The sequence below is a fragment of the Sphingomonas sp. genome, assembly GCF_035944535.1.
GTDB lineage: Bacteria > Pseudomonadota > Alphaproteobacteria > Sphingomonadales > Sphingomonadaceae > Sphingomonas_B.
Genome location: NZ_DASZBC010000014.1, coordinates 397045 through 412950, shown reverse-complemented (window position 1 = coordinate 412950; position 15906 = coordinate 397045). Strand labels below are relative to the sequence as shown.

Genomic DNA, 15906 nt, shown 5'->3' with positions numbered 1-15906 from the left:
GGGCCTTAGATCTCCGCCCCGCTCTCCTCCTCCTCGAACGTCACCGCGACATTCGCATTGGCGGAGAGGCGCACCTGGTCGCCCTCGACCGCAGCCACCAGGCCGCCGGGGATGAAGTGGTGATGCCCCTGGTGCCCGCCGCCTTCCGCGCCTTCGATCATCGGCTCGGCGTCCTTCTTGGTCAGCTTGATGCGGCCGCCTTCGACCTTGTCGACGGTGCCGATATGGACGCCGTCGGCGCCCACCACTTCCATATGTTCGCGGATCTGGCTGAGGTCGGACATTCGCATTCTCCTTCGTTTCGCCCGCTCAACGCACGACATGAAAATCGGTGTCGCGCGCCCCATATTCAGACTCAGCCGGAGTAAGCCCCATGTCTCTCTTGGAAGCCCGCAAACAGTATAAGCCTTTCGAATATCCTTGGGCCTATGAGTTCTGGAAGCGGCAGCAGCAGATTCACTGGATGCCGGAGGAAGTACCGCTCGGCGAGGATTGCCGCGACTGGGCGCAGAAGCTGACCGATCACGAACGCAACCTGCTCACGCAGATCTTCCGCTTCTTCACCCAGGCCGATGTCGAGGTGCAGGATTGCTACCACGACAAATATGGCCGCGTGTTCAAGCCGACCGAGATCAAGATGATGCTGACCGCCTTCTCCAACATGGAGACGGTGCACATCGCCGCTTATTCGCACCTGCTCGACACGATCGGCATGCCCGAAAGCGAGTACGGCATGTTCCTTCAGTATAAGGAGATGAAGGACAAGCACGATTACTTGAGCACCTTCGGCGTCGATACCGACGAGGATATCGCCAAGACGCTCGCGATGTTCGGCGGCTTCACCGAGGGGCTGCAGCTGTTCGCCAGCTTCGCGATGCTGATGAACTTCCCGCGCTTCAACAAGATGAAGGGCATGGGCCAGATCGTCAGCTGGTCGGTGCGCGACGAGAGCCTCCACTGCGAAGGCATCACCCGCCTGTTCCACGCCTTCGTGAAGGAACGCGACTGCCTGACCCGATCGGTCAAGGAGGACATTCTGGACGTCTGCCAGAAGACGGTGCGGCTGGAGGATGCGTTCATCGACCTGGCGTTCGAGCAGGGCCCGGTGCCCGGCATGACGCCCAAGGAGATCAAGAAGTACATCCGCTACATCGCCGACTGGCGCCTGGGCCAGCTCGGCTTCTCGCCCATCTACATGATCGACGAACACCCCCTCCCCTGGCTCGCCCCGCTCCTCAACGGCGTCGAGCACGCCAACTTCTTCGAGACGAGGGCGACCGAATATTCCAAGGCCGCGACGCGGGGGAATTGGAACGAGGTGTGGGACAATTTTGACCGCCGCAAGGCGGCGAAGGCGGGGGTGCCGGCGAACGAGGATGGAGACGGAGAAGATATGTTCGCGCGGGCGGGCGTGGCGGCGGAGTGAGAGGGTAGCAGGAGAGCGGGATGTCTGGGAACCTAGTTGCAGCCTGCAATGCACTTGATGCTTTGGCAAACGCGATCCGCGATAACTGGAGCGGTGAGCAGACCTTTCTAGAGGCTTGGGGATGGAACTGCCCACCGCTGACGCGCCATGACCTGTCCGAAGAAGTCAGGCGGCTAAGCAACCGCTTGCGCGAGCTCTCACCGAAAGAAGTTGATGCAGATTTAGAGGCCAAACTAGCCATCGTTCCGCAAAGAGTGAGCCAGTTCCAAAATACCACCCTGCAATACTTCTACAACGGTAACATGGCAGGCTCGTATCCTGTTTACCTATCTTTGATGGAGTGGTTGCGGGGGATCTTAGCCCCATACCTACTGCCAGAGGTTGATTGGCAAGACATTGAGGATCAGAAACTTTTACCTAGAGCGTTGTTGAGGAGATTGAGATCAGTTGATACTCAAATCCAGGCAATTACTGCGCGTTCAGGCGATCTAGATGAGAAGGTAGCAACTATTGTAGAGGCTCACGCTGCAGCTGAGGCTCTTCCAACTGACTTGGCCAGTTTGAATGAGGCTCGGGCTGTAGTAGAAAAAGCATTAGCTAAGGCTGCTGCAGGAACTCAGCGCGCGAGCGAAGCAGAAACGCAAGCTACCCAAATTCTCGGGAACATCAAACAGTTTGCATTCGAAGCCGAAAAGCTCGTCGAAAATTGTGAGGACGCCTATAGCGCTGCGACCACGAAGGGGCTTGGTGAAGCGTTTGCGAAGCGCGCAGACTCGTTAACGCGATCTATGTGGGTGTGGGTCGTCGGACTGCTGGTCGCGCTGGCTCTAGGTGCATATTTAGGCTCGGCTAGGGTCGATCTTCTGAGAAGCTTGCTTGCGTCAGGGAATCCGCGCTTAGGACTTATTTGGATCAACATCGCGCTTGCGTTTTTTAGCATCGCGGCGCCCGTTTGGTTTGCTTGGATTGCTACAAAGCAAATCGGCCAGAGGTTCCGTCTCGCCGAAGACTATGCTTACAAGGCCTCGGTCGCTCAAGCATATGAGGGGTATCGCAGAGAAGCGGCCAGACTTGATCCGCAATTCGCTGCTCGTCTCTTCGGCTCCGCCCTAAGTCGCATCGAGGAAGCGCCGCTACGCTTCGTTGAGCACGAAAGTCACGGGAGTCCCTGGCACGAAGCGTTGTCCAAACGATTTCCACGACGCACGCAAGTAGCGGCTCCCGAGCCCGCGAATGAGCAAATCGCTGCGGCGTAAGCTTCATCGCTGGAAGCATTCGCTTCTATGCCACCCAAGATAGCGCATCAGTGGCCGGTGAGCCGCTGCAGAAGGTAATCGCGCCCGCCGATCCGGGTAAATGATCTTCTCAACGCCTTCGATGTCGTTGATCTTGCGCGAGAGCAGGATTTCGCCCTCGTCGCTCAGCGAAATCAGGCCGCGGTCGAACATCCAGCGCACCGTGCCGGACAGGGCGATGCCGTTGGTGACCACGTCCGGCCCGCCCGCTTCCACACTCATGATGTGGGCGGCTTGCGCTTCAGCCCTGCCGCCGCCGTTGATCAGCTTCATGCCCGTCAATGCGCAGCGGCTGTCGTAAACGTCGAGGACGCGCTTGCGGAACTGCCGGTCCCGCACCTTGCGGTTGACCAGCGCGGTTGAGCGATCGACCGGACCTTCCCACGGCTGCGGCTCCTCATACACCCGCAACTCGGTAGGCTCATTCTCATCGATCCGTGGCAGCAACTCGTCGTCTTCGATCAAGCCGAGGTCGACGATGCGATTGAAGTCCTCGTTCGAAATCGCCCGAATGGATTGGATCGCCCGCCCATTGTTCAGCCGCCCATCGCGATTAAGAAGCCCGCGCTCGACGGCTTGCCCGTCAAGCTGGAAGGGAACGTCGCGGCCGAACTCCAGATATGATCCCGACTCGATCAGCGCCAGGAACATGCCCTCATGCGTCGGGTCTGGGACAATCCGGTCCACCTTCGCCACGGCATAATAGCCGCGCGGCCCCGCGCGCCGAGGCTCCTGGTAGATGATCCAGTTGCCGACCACCTGCGCGGCATTGCGCATCCACTTGGGCGGGAAGCGATAGAAGCGCTCCGGCTCGTCGGCATAGATGGAATGAGAGCCGATGACGAATACGCCCTTGCTCGTTCCCTGCTGCCGCTCCAGGGCATGCCGAGCCAGCGATAGGTGCCGTGATCGTCAATGAACTCCAGCGCCCCTGCTTGCCGTAGCTGCTGGAGCTCGCGGCTGAGCGTCTGAAACGGCGTGGCCCCGCTGGAGCCCGTCGCCGCGATCATGTTGTCGAGCTCGGCTTCGATCAGGGCCTGACGCGTGAACAGCGGCGATCCAGTGCGCGCGACCTGCCGCCGCACCGCCTCGATCACCGCATCCGTCCAAGTCTTGCGCGCCAACTGCTTGCCCCTGCCGCCCTTGCCCGGCAGACTAGCCGAATGGCGACCACAGGCAAACGCGTCACCTTCGTCTGCTACGTCTGTGGCAGCAACAATGTCACCCGCGACGCTTGGGCGAGGTGGGACGTCAAAGCTCAGGAATGGGTGCTCGGCGATCTCTACGACAACGCCGATTGCCAAGACTGCGATGGCGAGACAAAACTGGTTGAGGTTGAACTCGCGCCCGTGCGCGCTTGACCCACTCCATTCCCCTCCCGTAACAGCGCGCCCGCAAGCCGGAGTGGATATGCAGGAGATTGTTGCCCGCTGACCGACGGGCTGGACGCTCAAGTCCAGCGGCCGTCGGGCATGCGTGATCGCCGTGGGGTGCTGAGGGCGCCGCGCGGGGCGGATCGCGCGCGTGTTCGCCTCAGCAACGGGTCAATCTTCCTTGAACATCTCGAAATACGAACAGCGGGTGCTGCATGCGCTCGCATTGGGCGGCCGCATCGTGCACCGCCGCGATACAACGACCGGCAAGATCGTGGAAGTCGACTGCTTCACCCGCGAGGGCTTGCGGCTAGCCGACTGCACCGAACTGATCTTCCGCCGGCTGAAGCGCCGCGGACTGATCGCGAGCCAGGGCGGCCAGCCCTACCGCATCAGCCGGCTCGGCCTCGCCTCGGTCCGCTCGCAACTGGACCAGCGATGACTCGGTTCTCACAAAGAGCACAAAGAGCACGAAGATCAATCTTGGTGTCCTTCGTGCCCTTTGTGAGAACAGTCTCTCCGCGCTCCGCGCCTCGGCCCGAAAGAAAACTCTGTCCTACATTGAACCTATTCGGTTAGCGAGTCAAGCATGAGCACACCGAATCAGGAGAAACCCTCCTTCACCCCTGTCCTCGTCGCGCCGCGTGCCGACGGCTGGACGCCCGACAAGCAGGTCGCCTTTATCGAGGCGCTGGGCGAGATGGCGTGTGTCGGCACGGCTGCCGGGCGGGTCGGCATGTCGCGCGAGAGCGCCTATCGCCTGCGCGCCCGGCCGGATGCCGCCAGCTTCCGCGCCGCCTGGGAAGCCGCGCTCGATTATGCCTATCACCGGCTTGGCGAGGCCGCGCTCGACCGGGCGCTGAACGGCGTCTCGGTGCCGGTCTTCTACAAGGGCGAGCAGATCGGCGAGCGGCGCCATTATGACGAGCGGCTCACCCAGTATCTGCTGCGTGTCCGCGACCCCGTCCGCCATGCGCCGCATCGCGAACGGCGCACCTATTTCCGCGACACCAGGGTGGAGGCGGCGGTGGCCGCCTTCCACCGATCGGTGAAGGCGCTGTTCGGAAAGTCTCCCGCCAAACCCTGACGTGGCGTGACTTTCGTGACTTTCCGTCAGGCTTCAAGCGATCGCCAAACGCTCCCGCCGCCGCCGCGCCGCCGCGCCCGCCAGGCCGAAGCCGGCGATCATCATCGCCCAGCTCGCCGGTTCCGGCACTGCGCTCAGGTCGCCGAACTCGAAATTGTCAAAGGCGACCGTGCCGCCGTTCGAATAGAAGCGGACCGACTGGATGCCGGCGACCGACAGGCTCAGCGTGGCGCCGGTGCCGAACACATTGCCTTCGTTCACGCTTACCGACCCGATCAGATTGCCGCCCACGCCATAGGCCTCCAGCGTCAGCGTGCTGGCATCCGGAAAGGTCTCGCCCAGCACTTGGACGAAATTGGTGGTGGCCTTCACGTTGGTGTTGGCCGTGCTGAAGAAGCTGGCGGTGATCGGGGTCCCATAGCTGAGCGTGCCGTTCGCGGCAGTGCCGCCGATCACGTTGGGCGGCGTCGGCGTGCAGGTGGTGCCGCAGCCGGGCACATGGTCGACCACCGCGACATAGCCGGCGCCGGAACTGAACACGACGCCGTCGGAGGCGAGGAACTGGTTGCTCAGCCGCGACCCCACCGGCACCGCGGCGCCCGGCGTGTTCGCCATGCCGGGCAGGCTTTCGAAGGTGATGAGGGTGTTGGCCGCGGCGGGCGCGGACAGAGTCAGAACTGCGGCAAAGGCCGCCAAGGCACGCGTCATGTCGTCACTCCCCTGAAGCGAAACTCACGATGCGACCGCCGGGGCATTTCCCCGTTGCCGTTAACCATAGCAGCAAGCGGGGCCGTCACCAAGTCGGGGATCAGGCGATCAGTCCCGCGACCATCCGGGCCGCTTTCCGCTGCGGGATCAGCCAGGCAGGAGGCGCCAGCACCGGAGCGCGGCGCAGGAAGCGAAGCGGCGACCCATTGTACAGAATCGCGTACGCCTTGGCGGCGCTGGGCGAGGCGATGGAGAGCGGCCCGGTCAGCGGCGGCGCGGGGGCAGGGCCTGTCCACTGCTCGAAACTGTCGGAGCCGCCATCGGCAGCGATCCGAAAGCGGAACAGCTCCTCGCCCAGCTCCTGCCCCTGGATCGTTACGACCGGCAGGCGGAAGCCGACGACCAGAGTCTCGTCATCGGCCCAACGGAGTTCCGGCGAGGGAATGTTGGCGCCGGGCTGACCCTCCAGCACCACGCGCCAGTCATAGCCCGCCAGCACATCGGCCGGCACGCCGACCGCCGCTTCCGCCGCCAGATGGGCGTCGAACAGCGCCGAAGTGCAGGTCGCCCGGCTGATGGTGGAGAAACGATGCTCGTTGAAGAACCCGCCCGGCTTGCCCGCTTCCATGTCGACGATACGGACATTGTTGTCGACGAAGTCGGAGCCGAGCTGCACCGACAGCACTGCCATCCGCCGGTTGCCGGGCGAAGGCACCAACGCGTGGAAGCTCTCCGGCACCCCGCCGCTAGGCTGCTCGCCGGGCACGCTGAACAGGCTCTTGATCGTTCGGGCGACCGTCTTGGTTTTGGGCGAGGGCCGCGCAATTTCGCTCAGCCACAGAGTTTCCTCGCCGGTGCCGGTCGTGGGCGTCACATAGACGAAGCGGCGGCTCGCACCGCCTCGCCACAGCAGCCATTCGCGGAGCGCATTGGCGGACAGCGCCGCGCCGCCCAGCGCCAGGCTCCAGCGCAACGCCTTGGCTCCATCGCCCATCCCGCTCCTCCGACGAGGGTCCCCGCCTCAGACGGCGGCGCCGAGCTCCTTTGGCGTCGACGGATCGGCGCCCCATTCGCTCCAGCTGCCGTCATACAGCGCCGCGTCCTTGCCGAGCAGATGCAGACCGAACACCAAAACCGCCGCTGTCATGCCCGACCCGCAGGTGGTGACGATCGGCTTGTCCATATCGATACCGGCATCGGTGAAGGCCTGGCGCAGCGCATCGCCGGTCTTGAAGGTGCCGTCGGCGTTGAACAATTGCTCATAGGGCAGGTTGCGGGAGCCGGGGATGTGGCCCGGCTGCACGCCCTGGCGTTCCATTGCCTGGCCGGCGAAGCGGGCGGCGCCGCGGGCGTCGAGCACCTGCTCGGTGCGGGCGCCGACATTGGCCTTCATCTGCTCGATGGTGCGCACGCCCTTGGCGTCGTTCCAGGCGGTGAAGTGCCGGTGGCGGACTTGCGGCTTGCCGCTCTCCACCGCCCGCGCTTCGGCCCGCCATTTGGCGAGGCCGCCGTCAAGGATCGCGACGTCATGGGCGCCGAAGGTGCGCAGCATCCACCAGGCGCGCGCCGCGCTCTTGTACGGCGATTGGTCGTAGACGACGATGCGGCTGCCATCGCCCAGACCCAGCGACTGCATGCGGCTCGCGAATTTCTCGGCCGGAGGCAGCATGTTCGGGAGCGAGCTGCCGCTGTCGGCCAGCTCGTTCAGGTCCATGAACACGGCGCCCGGGATGTGCGCCTGCTCGAACGCAGCGGCGGCGTCGCCTTCGCCCAGCATCAGCCAGGTGGCATCGACGACGCGCAGATCCGGGGCTCCGAGTTCCTTATCCAGCCAGTCGGTCGATACCAGAGCGTCCATCGATGCTTCTCCTTTGGGCGGGTGCTTAGTCAAAGCCGTAACGCTTGGGAACCGATTCGCGGTTCCGCCCTCTCGCTATTGTCTCACGCCAGGCATAGACTGGCATTGCGGGAGATCAGGGTGGCGGCACCAGCGCGGCAACCGGACAGCATCATGCTCGCGACCGAGCCGCCCTTCCGGCTGAGCTACGCGCAGGTCAGGCCCGCACTTCGGCAGTTGAGCTGGGACGGCCAGCACCGCACGCTCGAGCCGCGGGTCATGCAGGTGCTGGTAGCGCTCGCCCGTGCAGATGGCGGGATCGTCGGCCGCGACGAGCTGGTGGCGCGCTGCTGGGACGGGAGGATCGTCGGCGAAAACGCAATCCAGCGCGTCATCTCGCTGCTCCGCGCGCTAGCGGCCGAGTCGGGCGCGTTCGAGATCGAGACGATCACCAAGGTCGGCTACCGCCTCAAGGTTCGCCAGCCGGGACCGGTTCCCGCCGCCAACCCGGCAGAGCCGGCAGCACCCGCCAAGCGGCGAAACATCCTTTTCGGCGGCGCTGCGCTGCTGCTGGTCGGTGCAGGCGCGGGCTGGCTTGGCCTTCCTTCCCCGGCCCGCCGCGAGGCGGAGCGGCTTCACGCCGCAGCCCTCGCCATCCAGAGGCGCGAGGGATCGAGCAGCATTCGGCAATCGATTGCCCTTCTGGAACGCGCGACGGTCGTCGATCCGGACTTTGTGCCCGGCTGGGCCGACCTCGCCTATGCGCGGTACCTGCTGATCCACCAACTTCACGAACGGCAGCAGGAGCAGCACATCCTGGCAATCCGGCGCACGGCGGACCGGGCGCTCGCGCTCGATCCCGGCAACCGCCAGGCGCTGCTGACTCTGGCGCTGCTCAAGCCTAATTTCCGAAACTGGATCGAGGTGGACCGGGAGCTGCGCTCCGCCCTCGGGCGCATGCCCGACGAGCCGCAGCTGCATCAGCGAATGGGCGTCCTCTATGCCGACACGGGCCGGATTAGGGACGCCGCAGCGGAGTTTCGATGGCTTAACGGCCGCGAGCCGCTGGTGCCCGCCAACCCGATCCAGCTCGCGCGCGCCTGGTGGTATCTTGGCGATATCGAACGGGCGGGGGCGCTGATCGCCGAGACCCGGCGTAACGCACCGTCCGATGCCGATGCGTGGCTGGCCCAGTTCAACTTCCTGCTTCAGTCGGGGCAGCCGCAGCTGGCACTGGCTTTGACACGGGAGTCGACCATCGGCCTCGGCGGCTACAGTCCGCTCAGCACCGAGGTCGGTCTGGCAATGGTCAAGGCGATGAACAGCGGCCGGCTGGCCGACCGCGCCGCGGCGATGCAGGCGATCCTGTCCGACCGCGCCAGGGGCCGGCTGGCTTCATTCATCGCCGTTCCTTACCTCGTCATGCTCGACGCGATGGGGGAGGCGTGGGAAGCGATCTACGTCTATTTTCTTGGCAAACGGGACCCGGTTTCGGGCGAGCGCCTGCCGCTGCCTTCCGTAACATGGCGCCGCACGGACATCCTGTTTTCGCCGCCTCTGAAGCCGCTCCGCAGCGATCCCCGATTCGCGCGGCTCACAGCGACACTAGGTCTCGACCGCTACTGGCAAGTGACGGGCACGCGACCGCAAATCCCATGATCATCAGCTTTTCATCAGATGCTCATCAGATCCTGTATGTGGCGGCCCCGCCCGTCCCGCCGCACTCTCCCTCGCCTGACAACAGGAAAACAGGGGTGTGACATGATGACGTTCAAACCGGCCGCCGCGCTTGCTCTGGCCCTGCTCGGCGCGGGCAGCGCCAGCGCCGCCACGGATCCGCTCGGCGATTTCCTCGGCACCTATACGGGCTCGCTCAGCGCTAATCTCGATTTCGTGAGTGCCGACGCCCGTTTCACCGGCACGCACTTCAACCTCAGCCTGAAGACGGCCGGCGCGATCGGCGGATTGCCGGGCAGCCTTTATGTCATCGGCATCAATCGCGGCGCGGGCACGCCGCGCCTCAACGTCCTGAGCGATCCTGATCTGGACCCGTCGGTCAGGTGGGACTCGCTGGCGGTCCTGTTGCCCGACGGCACGCTGCGGGTGGTGACCTTCCCGCCGGCCGGGGCTCCGACGATCACGCCGATCTTTGGCGGAGCGGTGGTGAACGGGGACACGATCAGCGCGTCCGTGCCCGTCGCGCTGCTGCCGACGCGCGGCTTTGCGGCCAGCAGCTACACCTTCCAGGCCTGGTCCCGGCTTCGGGTGAATCCGGCTGCCGATGGCCTGAACAGTGAAATTGCGGATTTTGGCCCACGCATCTTCGCTGCCGTTCCGGAGCCGGCAAGCTGGGCGATGATGATCGCGGGCTTCGGCCTAGCCGGATGGTCGGCACGGCGGCGGACACCGCGCCTCCCCCCCGCTCGCGCATAGGAGGATCGTCATGCGCAACTACCTGAAGGCGGCGCTGCTGGGCGCCGCCCTGCTGGCGGCTGCCCCGGCCCTGGCCGGACCTTATGCGAGCACGGTCGTGGCGAGCGGCCTGAACAATCCCCGGGGCCTCGCCTTCGGTCCGGATGGCGGCCTCTATGTTGCGGAAAGCGGCGTGTTCACGCCCGGCGGACCGAGCACCATCGTGCGCGGCCAGACGGCGACCTATTCGGAGACGGGGTCGATCACCCGCATCTTCGGCGGATCGCAACAACGGATCGTGAGCGGCCTCGCGTCGCTCGCAATTCCGGCGCTCAGCGACGTATCGGGCCCGAACGATGTGGCGTTCGGTTCCGACGGTACCGGCTATGTCGTTGTTGGGCTCGGCGCAAACCCGGCAATCCGCACCGGTGCGCTCGGGCCGGCCGGCGCGAAGCTGGGGCAGGTCTACAGCTTCACGGCCGGCCCCACCCCACGCGGCGATGTCGCAGCCTATGAGCTGGCCAACAACCCGCTCGGCGGCATGGTCGACAGTAATCCCTTCTCCGTTGCTGACTGGAGCGGCGGCCTTGCGGTGACGGACGCCGGCAGCAACACATTGCTGAACGTGGACCCTGCCGGCAACGTTTCGCTGATCGCCGCCTTCCCGCCCCGCTTCATCGGCCCGCCGCCGCCGTTCAGCGACTCGGTGCCGACCGGCGTCGTGGTCGGGCCGGACGGCAATTTCTATGTGACGGAGCTGACTGGCTTTCCTTTCACCCAAGGCGCGGCGCGCATTCTTCGGGTCACGCCGGGCGGGGTGGTGTCGGTCGCCTATAGCGGCTTCACCTCCTTGTCCGATCTGGCCTTCGGAGCCGACGGCACACTTTACGCGCTCGAGCTCGACTCGAATGGTCTGGCGACACCTGGCGTGGGTGGAGCGCTGATCCGGATCAATGGCGACGGGAGCAAGACGACCCTGTTCAACCAGGGCCTGGTCTTCGCCACCGGTCTGGCGATCGGGTCGAATGGAGCCTTTTACGTCAGCCGGTTCGGCAATCAGGCGGGAACGGGCGAAGTGTTGCGCATCGCGGCGATCCCGGAACCGGCAAGCTGGGCAATGATGCTGATCGGCTTCGGCGCGCTCGGCGCCTTGTCGCGGCGCCGGCGCGTGCCGGCCGCGGCCTGAATGGCCAAGCGGCGGGAGCGTAGGGGCGCGCTCCCGCCGTGGCGCCACGTCACCGGGCGGCGACTTCGAGGCTGCCCGCACGGGCAACCAGGATGCGAGCCTGCTCGGCCGCGCTGCTCTGCAGCTCGGCGCGGCATTGCTTCAGCTTGATCCGGCCGCGGGCATCGGCCGGAGACGGCGTGCCGCACAGCTCGCTCGAGGCATGGACGATGCGCAGTTCGAGCGCGCGCTGACCGCGTTCGGTCGACAGGTCCAGACCCGCCGTGCTGACGGCCGCAGTGCGGGACACCGGGGCTTGAGCCGCGGCAGGGTTCGCCGACACGAAAGCGGCGGCGAATGCGAAGGTAATCAACAGGGTCTTCATGGTGACGGTTCCTTTAAGGGGGTTACCGTCGGCGCCAACGTGAGACTGGAGATAGGCTCTTATGGACGTTCTGCGGTAGCAACGATGTTGCGCAACCGTTCTGCAAAAGCGCAGAATGGCGCCATGTTCGACTGGAACGACGCGCGCTTCTTCGTGGCGGTGGCCGACACCGGCAGCACTCTAGCCGCCGGCCGCGCGCTGCGCGTCAGTCAGACTACCGTCGCAAGGCGCATCGCCGCGCTGGAGGAGTCGCTCGGCCTCACCCTCTTCGACAAGCGCCGTGCGGGCTATGCGCTGACGACAGCGGGCGAGACTTTGCTGCTCGAAGCACGGGCGCTGCATGCCGCCGCCGAGGCGCTGTCCGATGCCGCCTCGGCGCAAAAGCGCGAGACCGGCGGCACGGTCCGGCTGACGACTGAGGAGTCGTACGCGAACGGCGTATTAACGCCTATGCTGCGCGAACTGCACGAGCTGCGGCCCGACATCATCATTGAACTCGACGCCAGCGAGGAACTGCGGGACCTGGAAGCCGGCGCCGCCGACGTGGCGGTGCGCGTTGCCAAGGAGATGACCGGCAGCGGGCTCGTCGGCCGCAAGATCGGCACTGACCTGTGGACCGTCTATTGCAGCCGTTCCTATGCTGAAGCGCATGGCATTCCGCGCAACCGGCGGGAACTCGCCTCGCATCCACTGATCGGCGGCGGTGGCGGGCGAGTCGGCCGCTATTATGGCATGTGGCTGAAAGAGAACGGCCTCGACCACGCCGTGGCGATGACCCACGGCAGCGTCACCGGAATCATCGCCGCGGTCCGCTCTGGCGTCGGCTGTGCGGCGCTCCCGTGCATGGTTGCCGAACTCGACCCGGAGCTGATCCGCTGCTTGCCCGCCACGACCAATGGCGGCATGGAAATCTGGCTGCTCACCCATGAGCGGCAGCGCCACAGCCCCCGCATCCGCACCGTGCTCGACTTCCTGGGCGACCGCCTGAAGCGCCATGCCCTGACGGTCGAGGCACGACTGACTCAAATCGGGCCGTCACCAGTCCGTGACGCGATCGCGATCAACTCGTAGCTCTTCCTGCTGTTCGGCGGGGATGACGAGCGCTACCGCGCTCAGGTCGACATGCTCGCGCCGCGGCTGAAACGCGCCTGAGCCTTTCTTGCGACGGCGCAACGATCCGCTAGGGTGCGCCCGCGATTCGGGGGTAGCGTAGCGAATGGACGTGATGCGGTCGGTGGCGGCGGACGAGGCGCGGGAGCGCCTTGCAGCGGCCCTGGCGTCTGTCGCGCGCGGCGACCGCAAGGCGTTCCACGATGTCTATCAGCGCACCTCCGCGAAACTTTACGGCATTTGCTGCCGTATCTTGGGTGAGGGCCAGGATGCGGAGGATGCGTTGCAGGAAGCCTATGTGAATGTGTGGCGGCGGGCGGAGCGTTTCGACGCGTCGCGCGCGAGCCCCATCACATGGCTGGCGGCGATTGCCCGCAACACGGCCATCGACCGGCTGCGCGCGCGCGGCAATCGTAGTACAGCGCCCATCGAAGAAGCCTTCGACCTGGCCGATCCCACACCGCGCGCCGATGCGCTGATCGAGGAAGCCGGGGAGAGCGCCAGGCTATATGGCTGCCTCGGCGAACTGGGCGGCCAAGAGGCGGCGCTGATCCGCACCGCGTTTCTGGAGGGTGCCAGCTATCCGGAACTGGCGGAGCGCGCGGGCGAGCCGCTCGGCACGATCAAGAGCCGCATCCGCCGCGGGCTGATGAAACTGCGCGATTGCCTGTGCCGATGACGGAAGAGGACGACATCCTCGCAGCCGAGCACGCGCTGGGCCTGGCCGACGAAAGTGCGCGCGAAGCGAGCGATCCGGCATTCGCGGCTGCCGTCGAGGCATGGCGCGCTAGGCTCGACCCCTTGCTAGGGCCCGGGCGCGCGCCGCCGCCCGAGCTTTGGAACCGCATTCAGCGCCGGCTGCCGGCCAATGAGCCAGGCGACCCGGCGCGACCCTGGCGGTTCGCCACCTTCGCCGCGAGCGCGGCCGCGGCGGTGCTGCTCGGCATTCTCGTTCTGCGGCCGGACGGCACCGCACCGACACCCGCGCCGCAAGTCGCCACGACGCCGGCGGCGAAGATGATGGTCGCGGCGCTCACCCCCAAGGAGGGCAGCGGCACGCTCACGATTGCCTATGACGAACGCGAAGGCCGGATGACCGTCACTCCGGTGGGCATGGATGCGGATGGCCGCACGCCCGAGCTCTGGGTCATCCCCGCCGACGGCAAGCCGCGCTCATTGGGCGTCATCGCGGCCAAGGACGCGCGCACGATGATCGTCGCCGGCGGACACCGGCCGCTGCTGGCGAGCGGCGTGACATTGGCCGTGTCGCTGGAACCCGAAGGCGGCTCGCCGACCGGCCAGCCGACCGGGCCGGTGGTGATGACGGGAACGATGACGATCGTCTGATCGGAAAGATCGGCGATTTTTCGCGCGGACGATGCATCCGCTGCAACAATCGCGCCGTATCTGCCGTGCGGCCGGCGTTTCGGCGCCGGCGCTCATCAGAGGGATCAAAGATCATGAAGACTTCGCTCAAGGCCGCTGCGGCGCTGTCGCTGTCGTTGGTTGCGTCGGGTGCCGTTGCGGCCGAAAGGACGGTGATGGTCGGCGGCGCCGCCATGTATCCGTCGAAGACGATCGTCGACAATGCGGTGAACTCGAAGGATCACACCACGCTCGTCGCTGCCGTCCAGGCCGCTGGCCTGGTCGACACGCTTAAGGGCGCCGGCCCGTTCACCGTCTTCGCGCCGACCAATGCCGCTTTCGCCAAGCTACCGGCCGGCACGGTCGACAATCTGGTCAAGCCTGAGAACAAGGAAACACTGACCACCGTCCTCACCTATCACGTCGTGCCGGGGCGGATGACGGCCAAGGATGTCGCCAAGGCGATCAAGGCGGGTGGCGGCAAGGCGACGCTTACCACCGTGCAGGGCGGCACGCTCACCGCCTCGATGATGGGCAACAAGATCATGCTGACCGACGCCAAGGGCGGCATGAGCCATGTCACGCAAGGCGACGTGCTCCAGTCCAACGGCGTGATCCACGTCGTCGACACGGTGCTGATGCCGTAATCGCCTCCCCTGTTGGGGAGTTGTCGCTCAAGCGTACCAGAAGGGCGGGCTCCAGGGGGCCCGCCCTTTTATTTCAGCGCCGCGACTGCGTCCGCCGGATGGTCGGTGAAGACGCCGTCCACGCCGGCCTTGGCAAACATCCGCACTTCTTCCTGCGCACGGCCACGAGCACGCGGATCGGAGCCGTCGCGCAGTTCGGCGGGCAGGAAGAAATTCTCCGATCGCAGCGTCCAGACGATCACCTTCAGGCCCGCCGCATGCGCATGCTCGACTAAGGGCGTAGCGGCAAGCGAGCGCCCCTCTCCATCCCGCGGGATCACCAGCGCCTTTGCCGCGCCCAGCCCATCCGCATAGCTGGCCACGTCCTTCAGTCCTTCGGCTGTGATCATTGCGGCGTAGCTGTCCACGGCCCGATCAATCGGTGCGCCCTTGTCGTCCACCAGCTGAACCAGCTTCAGCCCGGTCATGCGGCGAAGCGCCTTCAGGTTGCCGACCTCGAAGCTCTCGATCCAGACCGGGTCGTCGGCCTTGGTCCAGCCGTGGCGTGCGAAGGTCTCGAGCAGCTTTTGCTCCACCGGCAGACCGATGGAGGCGAAATAGCTCGAATGCTTGATCTCGGCGACCACGCCCTTGCCGCGGGCTTTGGCAAGCACGATCAGCTCGTCGAGTGTCGCGATAGGCTCATCGGCATAGGCCATGTTGGCGGGCCTGAGTTGTGGCAGCCGCTCGCGGGCGCGCAACGTCTTCAGCTCGGCGAGGGTGAAATCCTCGGTGAACCAGCCGCTCACCTCCTTGCCTTCGATCATCTTGGTCGTACGGCGGCCGGCGAACTCGGGGTGGTCGGCGACATTGGTGGTGCCCGAAATCTCATTCTCGTGCCGCGCGACCAGATGGCCGTCTTTCGTTGGCACCACGTCGGGCTCGATGAAGTCCGCGCCCTGTTCCAGAGCGAGGGCGTAGGCCGCCAGCGTATGCTCCGGCCGCTGGCCAGAAGCGCCGCGATGGCCGATGACGAAAGGCGTGCTCATGGCCAGCAGCATAGCGGCAAATGTCAGCATGCAACCTCCCCTACGTCACCCCGGCCCCCGAGCCGGGG

The 15906-nt window shown here is 65.5% G+C and carries 19 protein-coding genes; 12 read left to right on the top strand and 7 right to left on the bottom strand.

The window, feature by feature from the left end:
* Positions 1 to 5 precede the first annotated feature (5 nt).
* On the bottom strand, positions 6 to 284 hold the full coding sequence (locus VGT77_RS15160) for a DUF2171 domain-containing protein (protein ID WP_327463918.1): 279 nt from the start codon (positions 282 to 284) through the stop codon (positions 6 to 8).
* A gap of 89 nt (positions 285 to 373) precedes the next feature.
* Between VGT77_RS15160 and VGT77_RS15155 the strand changes: the two genes are divergently transcribed.
* A complete protein-coding gene (locus tag VGT77_RS15155) occupies positions 374 to 1426 on the top strand; it encodes a ribonucleotide-diphosphate reductase subunit beta (protein WP_327463917.1) in 1053 nt (350 codons plus the stop codon).
* A gap of 20 nt (positions 1427 to 1446) precedes the next feature.
* Positions 1447 to 2682, top strand: coding sequence for a hypothetical protein (locus VGT77_RS15150; protein WP_327463916.1), 1236 nt, complete (start codon positions 1447 to 1449; stop codon positions 2680 to 2682).
* 3 nt (positions 2683 to 2685) lie between these two features.
* On the opposite strand, the gene VGT77_RS15145 is transcribed toward VGT77_RS15150, so the two are convergent.
* The gene (locus tag VGT77_RS15145) at positions 2686 to 3372 is read right to left on the bottom strand and encodes an HNH endonuclease (RefSeq protein ID WP_327463915.1); all 687 of its coding nucleotides are present in this window, start codon (positions 3370 to 3372) and stop codon (positions 2686 to 2688) included.
* 512 nt (positions 3373 to 3884) lie between these two features.
* Here VGT77_RS15145 and VGT77_RS15140 point away from each other — a divergent pair.
* The 3 genes from VGT77_RS15140 (at position 3885) to VGT77_RS15130 (ending at position 5181) form a co-directional block, all read left to right on the top strand.
* Positions 3885 to 4082 (top strand): hypothetical protein, encoded by a 198-nt coding sequence (locus VGT77_RS15140; protein ID WP_327463914.1) that lies wholly within the window; start codon positions 3885 to 3887, stop codon positions 4080 to 4082.
* A 193-nt stretch (positions 4083 to 4275) separates the two neighbouring features.
* Positions 4276 to 4536, top strand: coding sequence for a YjhX family toxin (locus VGT77_RS15135; protein ID WP_327463913.1), 261 nt, complete (start codon positions 4276 to 4278; stop codon positions 4534 to 4536).
* Positions 4537 to 4683: 147 nt separating this feature from the next.
* The gene (locus VGT77_RS15130; RefSeq protein WP_327463912.1) at positions 4684 to 5181 is read left to right on the top strand and encodes a hypothetical protein; all 498 of its coding nucleotides are present in this window, start codon (positions 4684 to 4686) and stop codon (positions 5179 to 5181) included.
* 33 nt (positions 5182 to 5214) lie between these two features.
* Here the strand turns inward: VGT77_RS15130 and VGT77_RS15125 are convergent, their stop codons facing one another.
* The 3 genes from VGT77_RS15125 to sseA form a co-directional block, all read right to left on the bottom strand.
* A complete protein-coding gene (locus tag VGT77_RS15125) occupies positions 5215 to 5889 on the bottom strand; it encodes a PEPxxWA-CTERM sorting domain-containing protein (RefSeq protein WP_327463911.1) in 675 nt (224 codons plus the stop codon).
* Positions 5890 to 5989: 100 nt separating this feature from the next.
* Positions 5990 to 6883: a hypothetical protein gene (locus VGT77_RS15120; RefSeq protein ID WP_327463910.1), complete on the bottom strand. Its 894-nt coding sequence runs from the start codon at positions 6881 to 6883 to the stop codon at positions 5990 to 5992.
* 27 nt (positions 6884 to 6910) lie between these two features.
* Entirely contained in the window at positions 6911 to 7747 is an 837-nt protein-coding gene (gene sseA / locus VGT77_RS15115; protein WP_327463909.1) for a 3-mercaptopyruvate sulfurtransferase, read from the bottom strand.
* A 120-nt stretch (positions 7748 to 7867) separates the two neighbouring features.
* On the opposite strand from sseA, the gene VGT77_RS15110 reads away from it, so the two are divergent.
* The 3 genes from VGT77_RS15110 to VGT77_RS15100 all read left to right on the top strand — a co-directional run bounded on the left by VGT77_RS15110 (position 7868) and on the right by VGT77_RS15100 (position 11324).
* The gene (locus VGT77_RS15110; RefSeq protein WP_327463908.1) at positions 7868 to 9385 is read left to right on the top strand and encodes a winged helix-turn-helix domain-containing protein; all 1518 of its coding nucleotides are present in this window, start codon (positions 7868 to 7870) and stop codon (positions 9383 to 9385) included.
* A gap of 102 nt (positions 9386 to 9487) precedes the next feature.
* The gene (locus tag VGT77_RS15105) at positions 9488 to 10159 is read left to right on the top strand and encodes a PEPxxWA-CTERM sorting domain-containing protein (protein ID WP_327463907.1); all 672 of its coding nucleotides are present in this window, start codon (positions 9488 to 9490) and stop codon (positions 10157 to 10159) included.
* 10 nt (positions 10160 to 10169) lie between these two features.
* Entirely contained in the window at positions 10170 to 11324 is a 1155-nt protein-coding gene (locus VGT77_RS15100; RefSeq protein ID WP_327463906.1) for a ScyD/ScyE family protein, read from the top strand.
* Positions 11325 to 11373: 49 nt separating this feature from the next.
* On the opposite strand, the gene VGT77_RS15095 is transcribed toward VGT77_RS15100, so the two are convergent.
* Positions 11374 to 11688, bottom strand: coding sequence for a UrcA family protein (locus VGT77_RS15095; RefSeq protein WP_327463905.1), 315 nt, complete (start codon positions 11686 to 11688; stop codon positions 11374 to 11376).
* An 84-nt stretch (positions 11689 to 11772) separates the two neighbouring features.
* On the opposite strand from VGT77_RS15095, the gene VGT77_RS15090 reads away from it, so the two are divergent.
* From VGT77_RS15090 to VGT77_RS15075, 4 genes are all read left to right on the top strand, one after another.
* A complete protein-coding gene (locus tag VGT77_RS15090) occupies positions 11773 to 12759 on the top strand; it encodes a LysR family transcriptional regulator (protein WP_327463904.1) in 987 nt (328 codons plus the stop codon).
* Between the two features lie 145 nt (positions 12760 to 12904).
* The gene (locus tag VGT77_RS15085) at positions 12905 to 13477 is read left to right on the top strand and encodes a sigma-70 family RNA polymerase sigma factor (RefSeq protein WP_327463903.1); all 573 of its coding nucleotides are present in this window, start codon (positions 12905 to 12907) and stop codon (positions 13475 to 13477) included.
* Entirely contained in the window at positions 13474 to 14145 is a 672-nt protein-coding gene (locus VGT77_RS15080; protein ID WP_327463902.1) for an anti-sigma factor, read from the top strand. The genes VGT77_RS15085 and VGT77_RS15080 overlap by 4 nt, the downstream gene beginning before the upstream one ends.
* A 113-nt stretch (positions 14146 to 14258) precedes the next feature.
* Positions 14259 to 14810, top strand: coding sequence for a fasciclin domain-containing protein (locus VGT77_RS15075; RefSeq protein WP_414713412.1), 552 nt, complete (start codon positions 14259 to 14261; stop codon positions 14808 to 14810).
* Positions 14811 to 14878: 68 nt separating this feature from the next.
* Here VGT77_RS15075 and VGT77_RS15070 read toward each other — a convergent pair whose 3' ends face one another.
* Entirely contained in the window at positions 14879 to 15868 is a 990-nt protein-coding gene (locus VGT77_RS15070) for a glycerophosphodiester phosphodiesterase (RefSeq protein ID WP_327463901.1), read from the bottom strand.
* Positions 15869 to 15906: the final 38 nt, after the last annotated feature.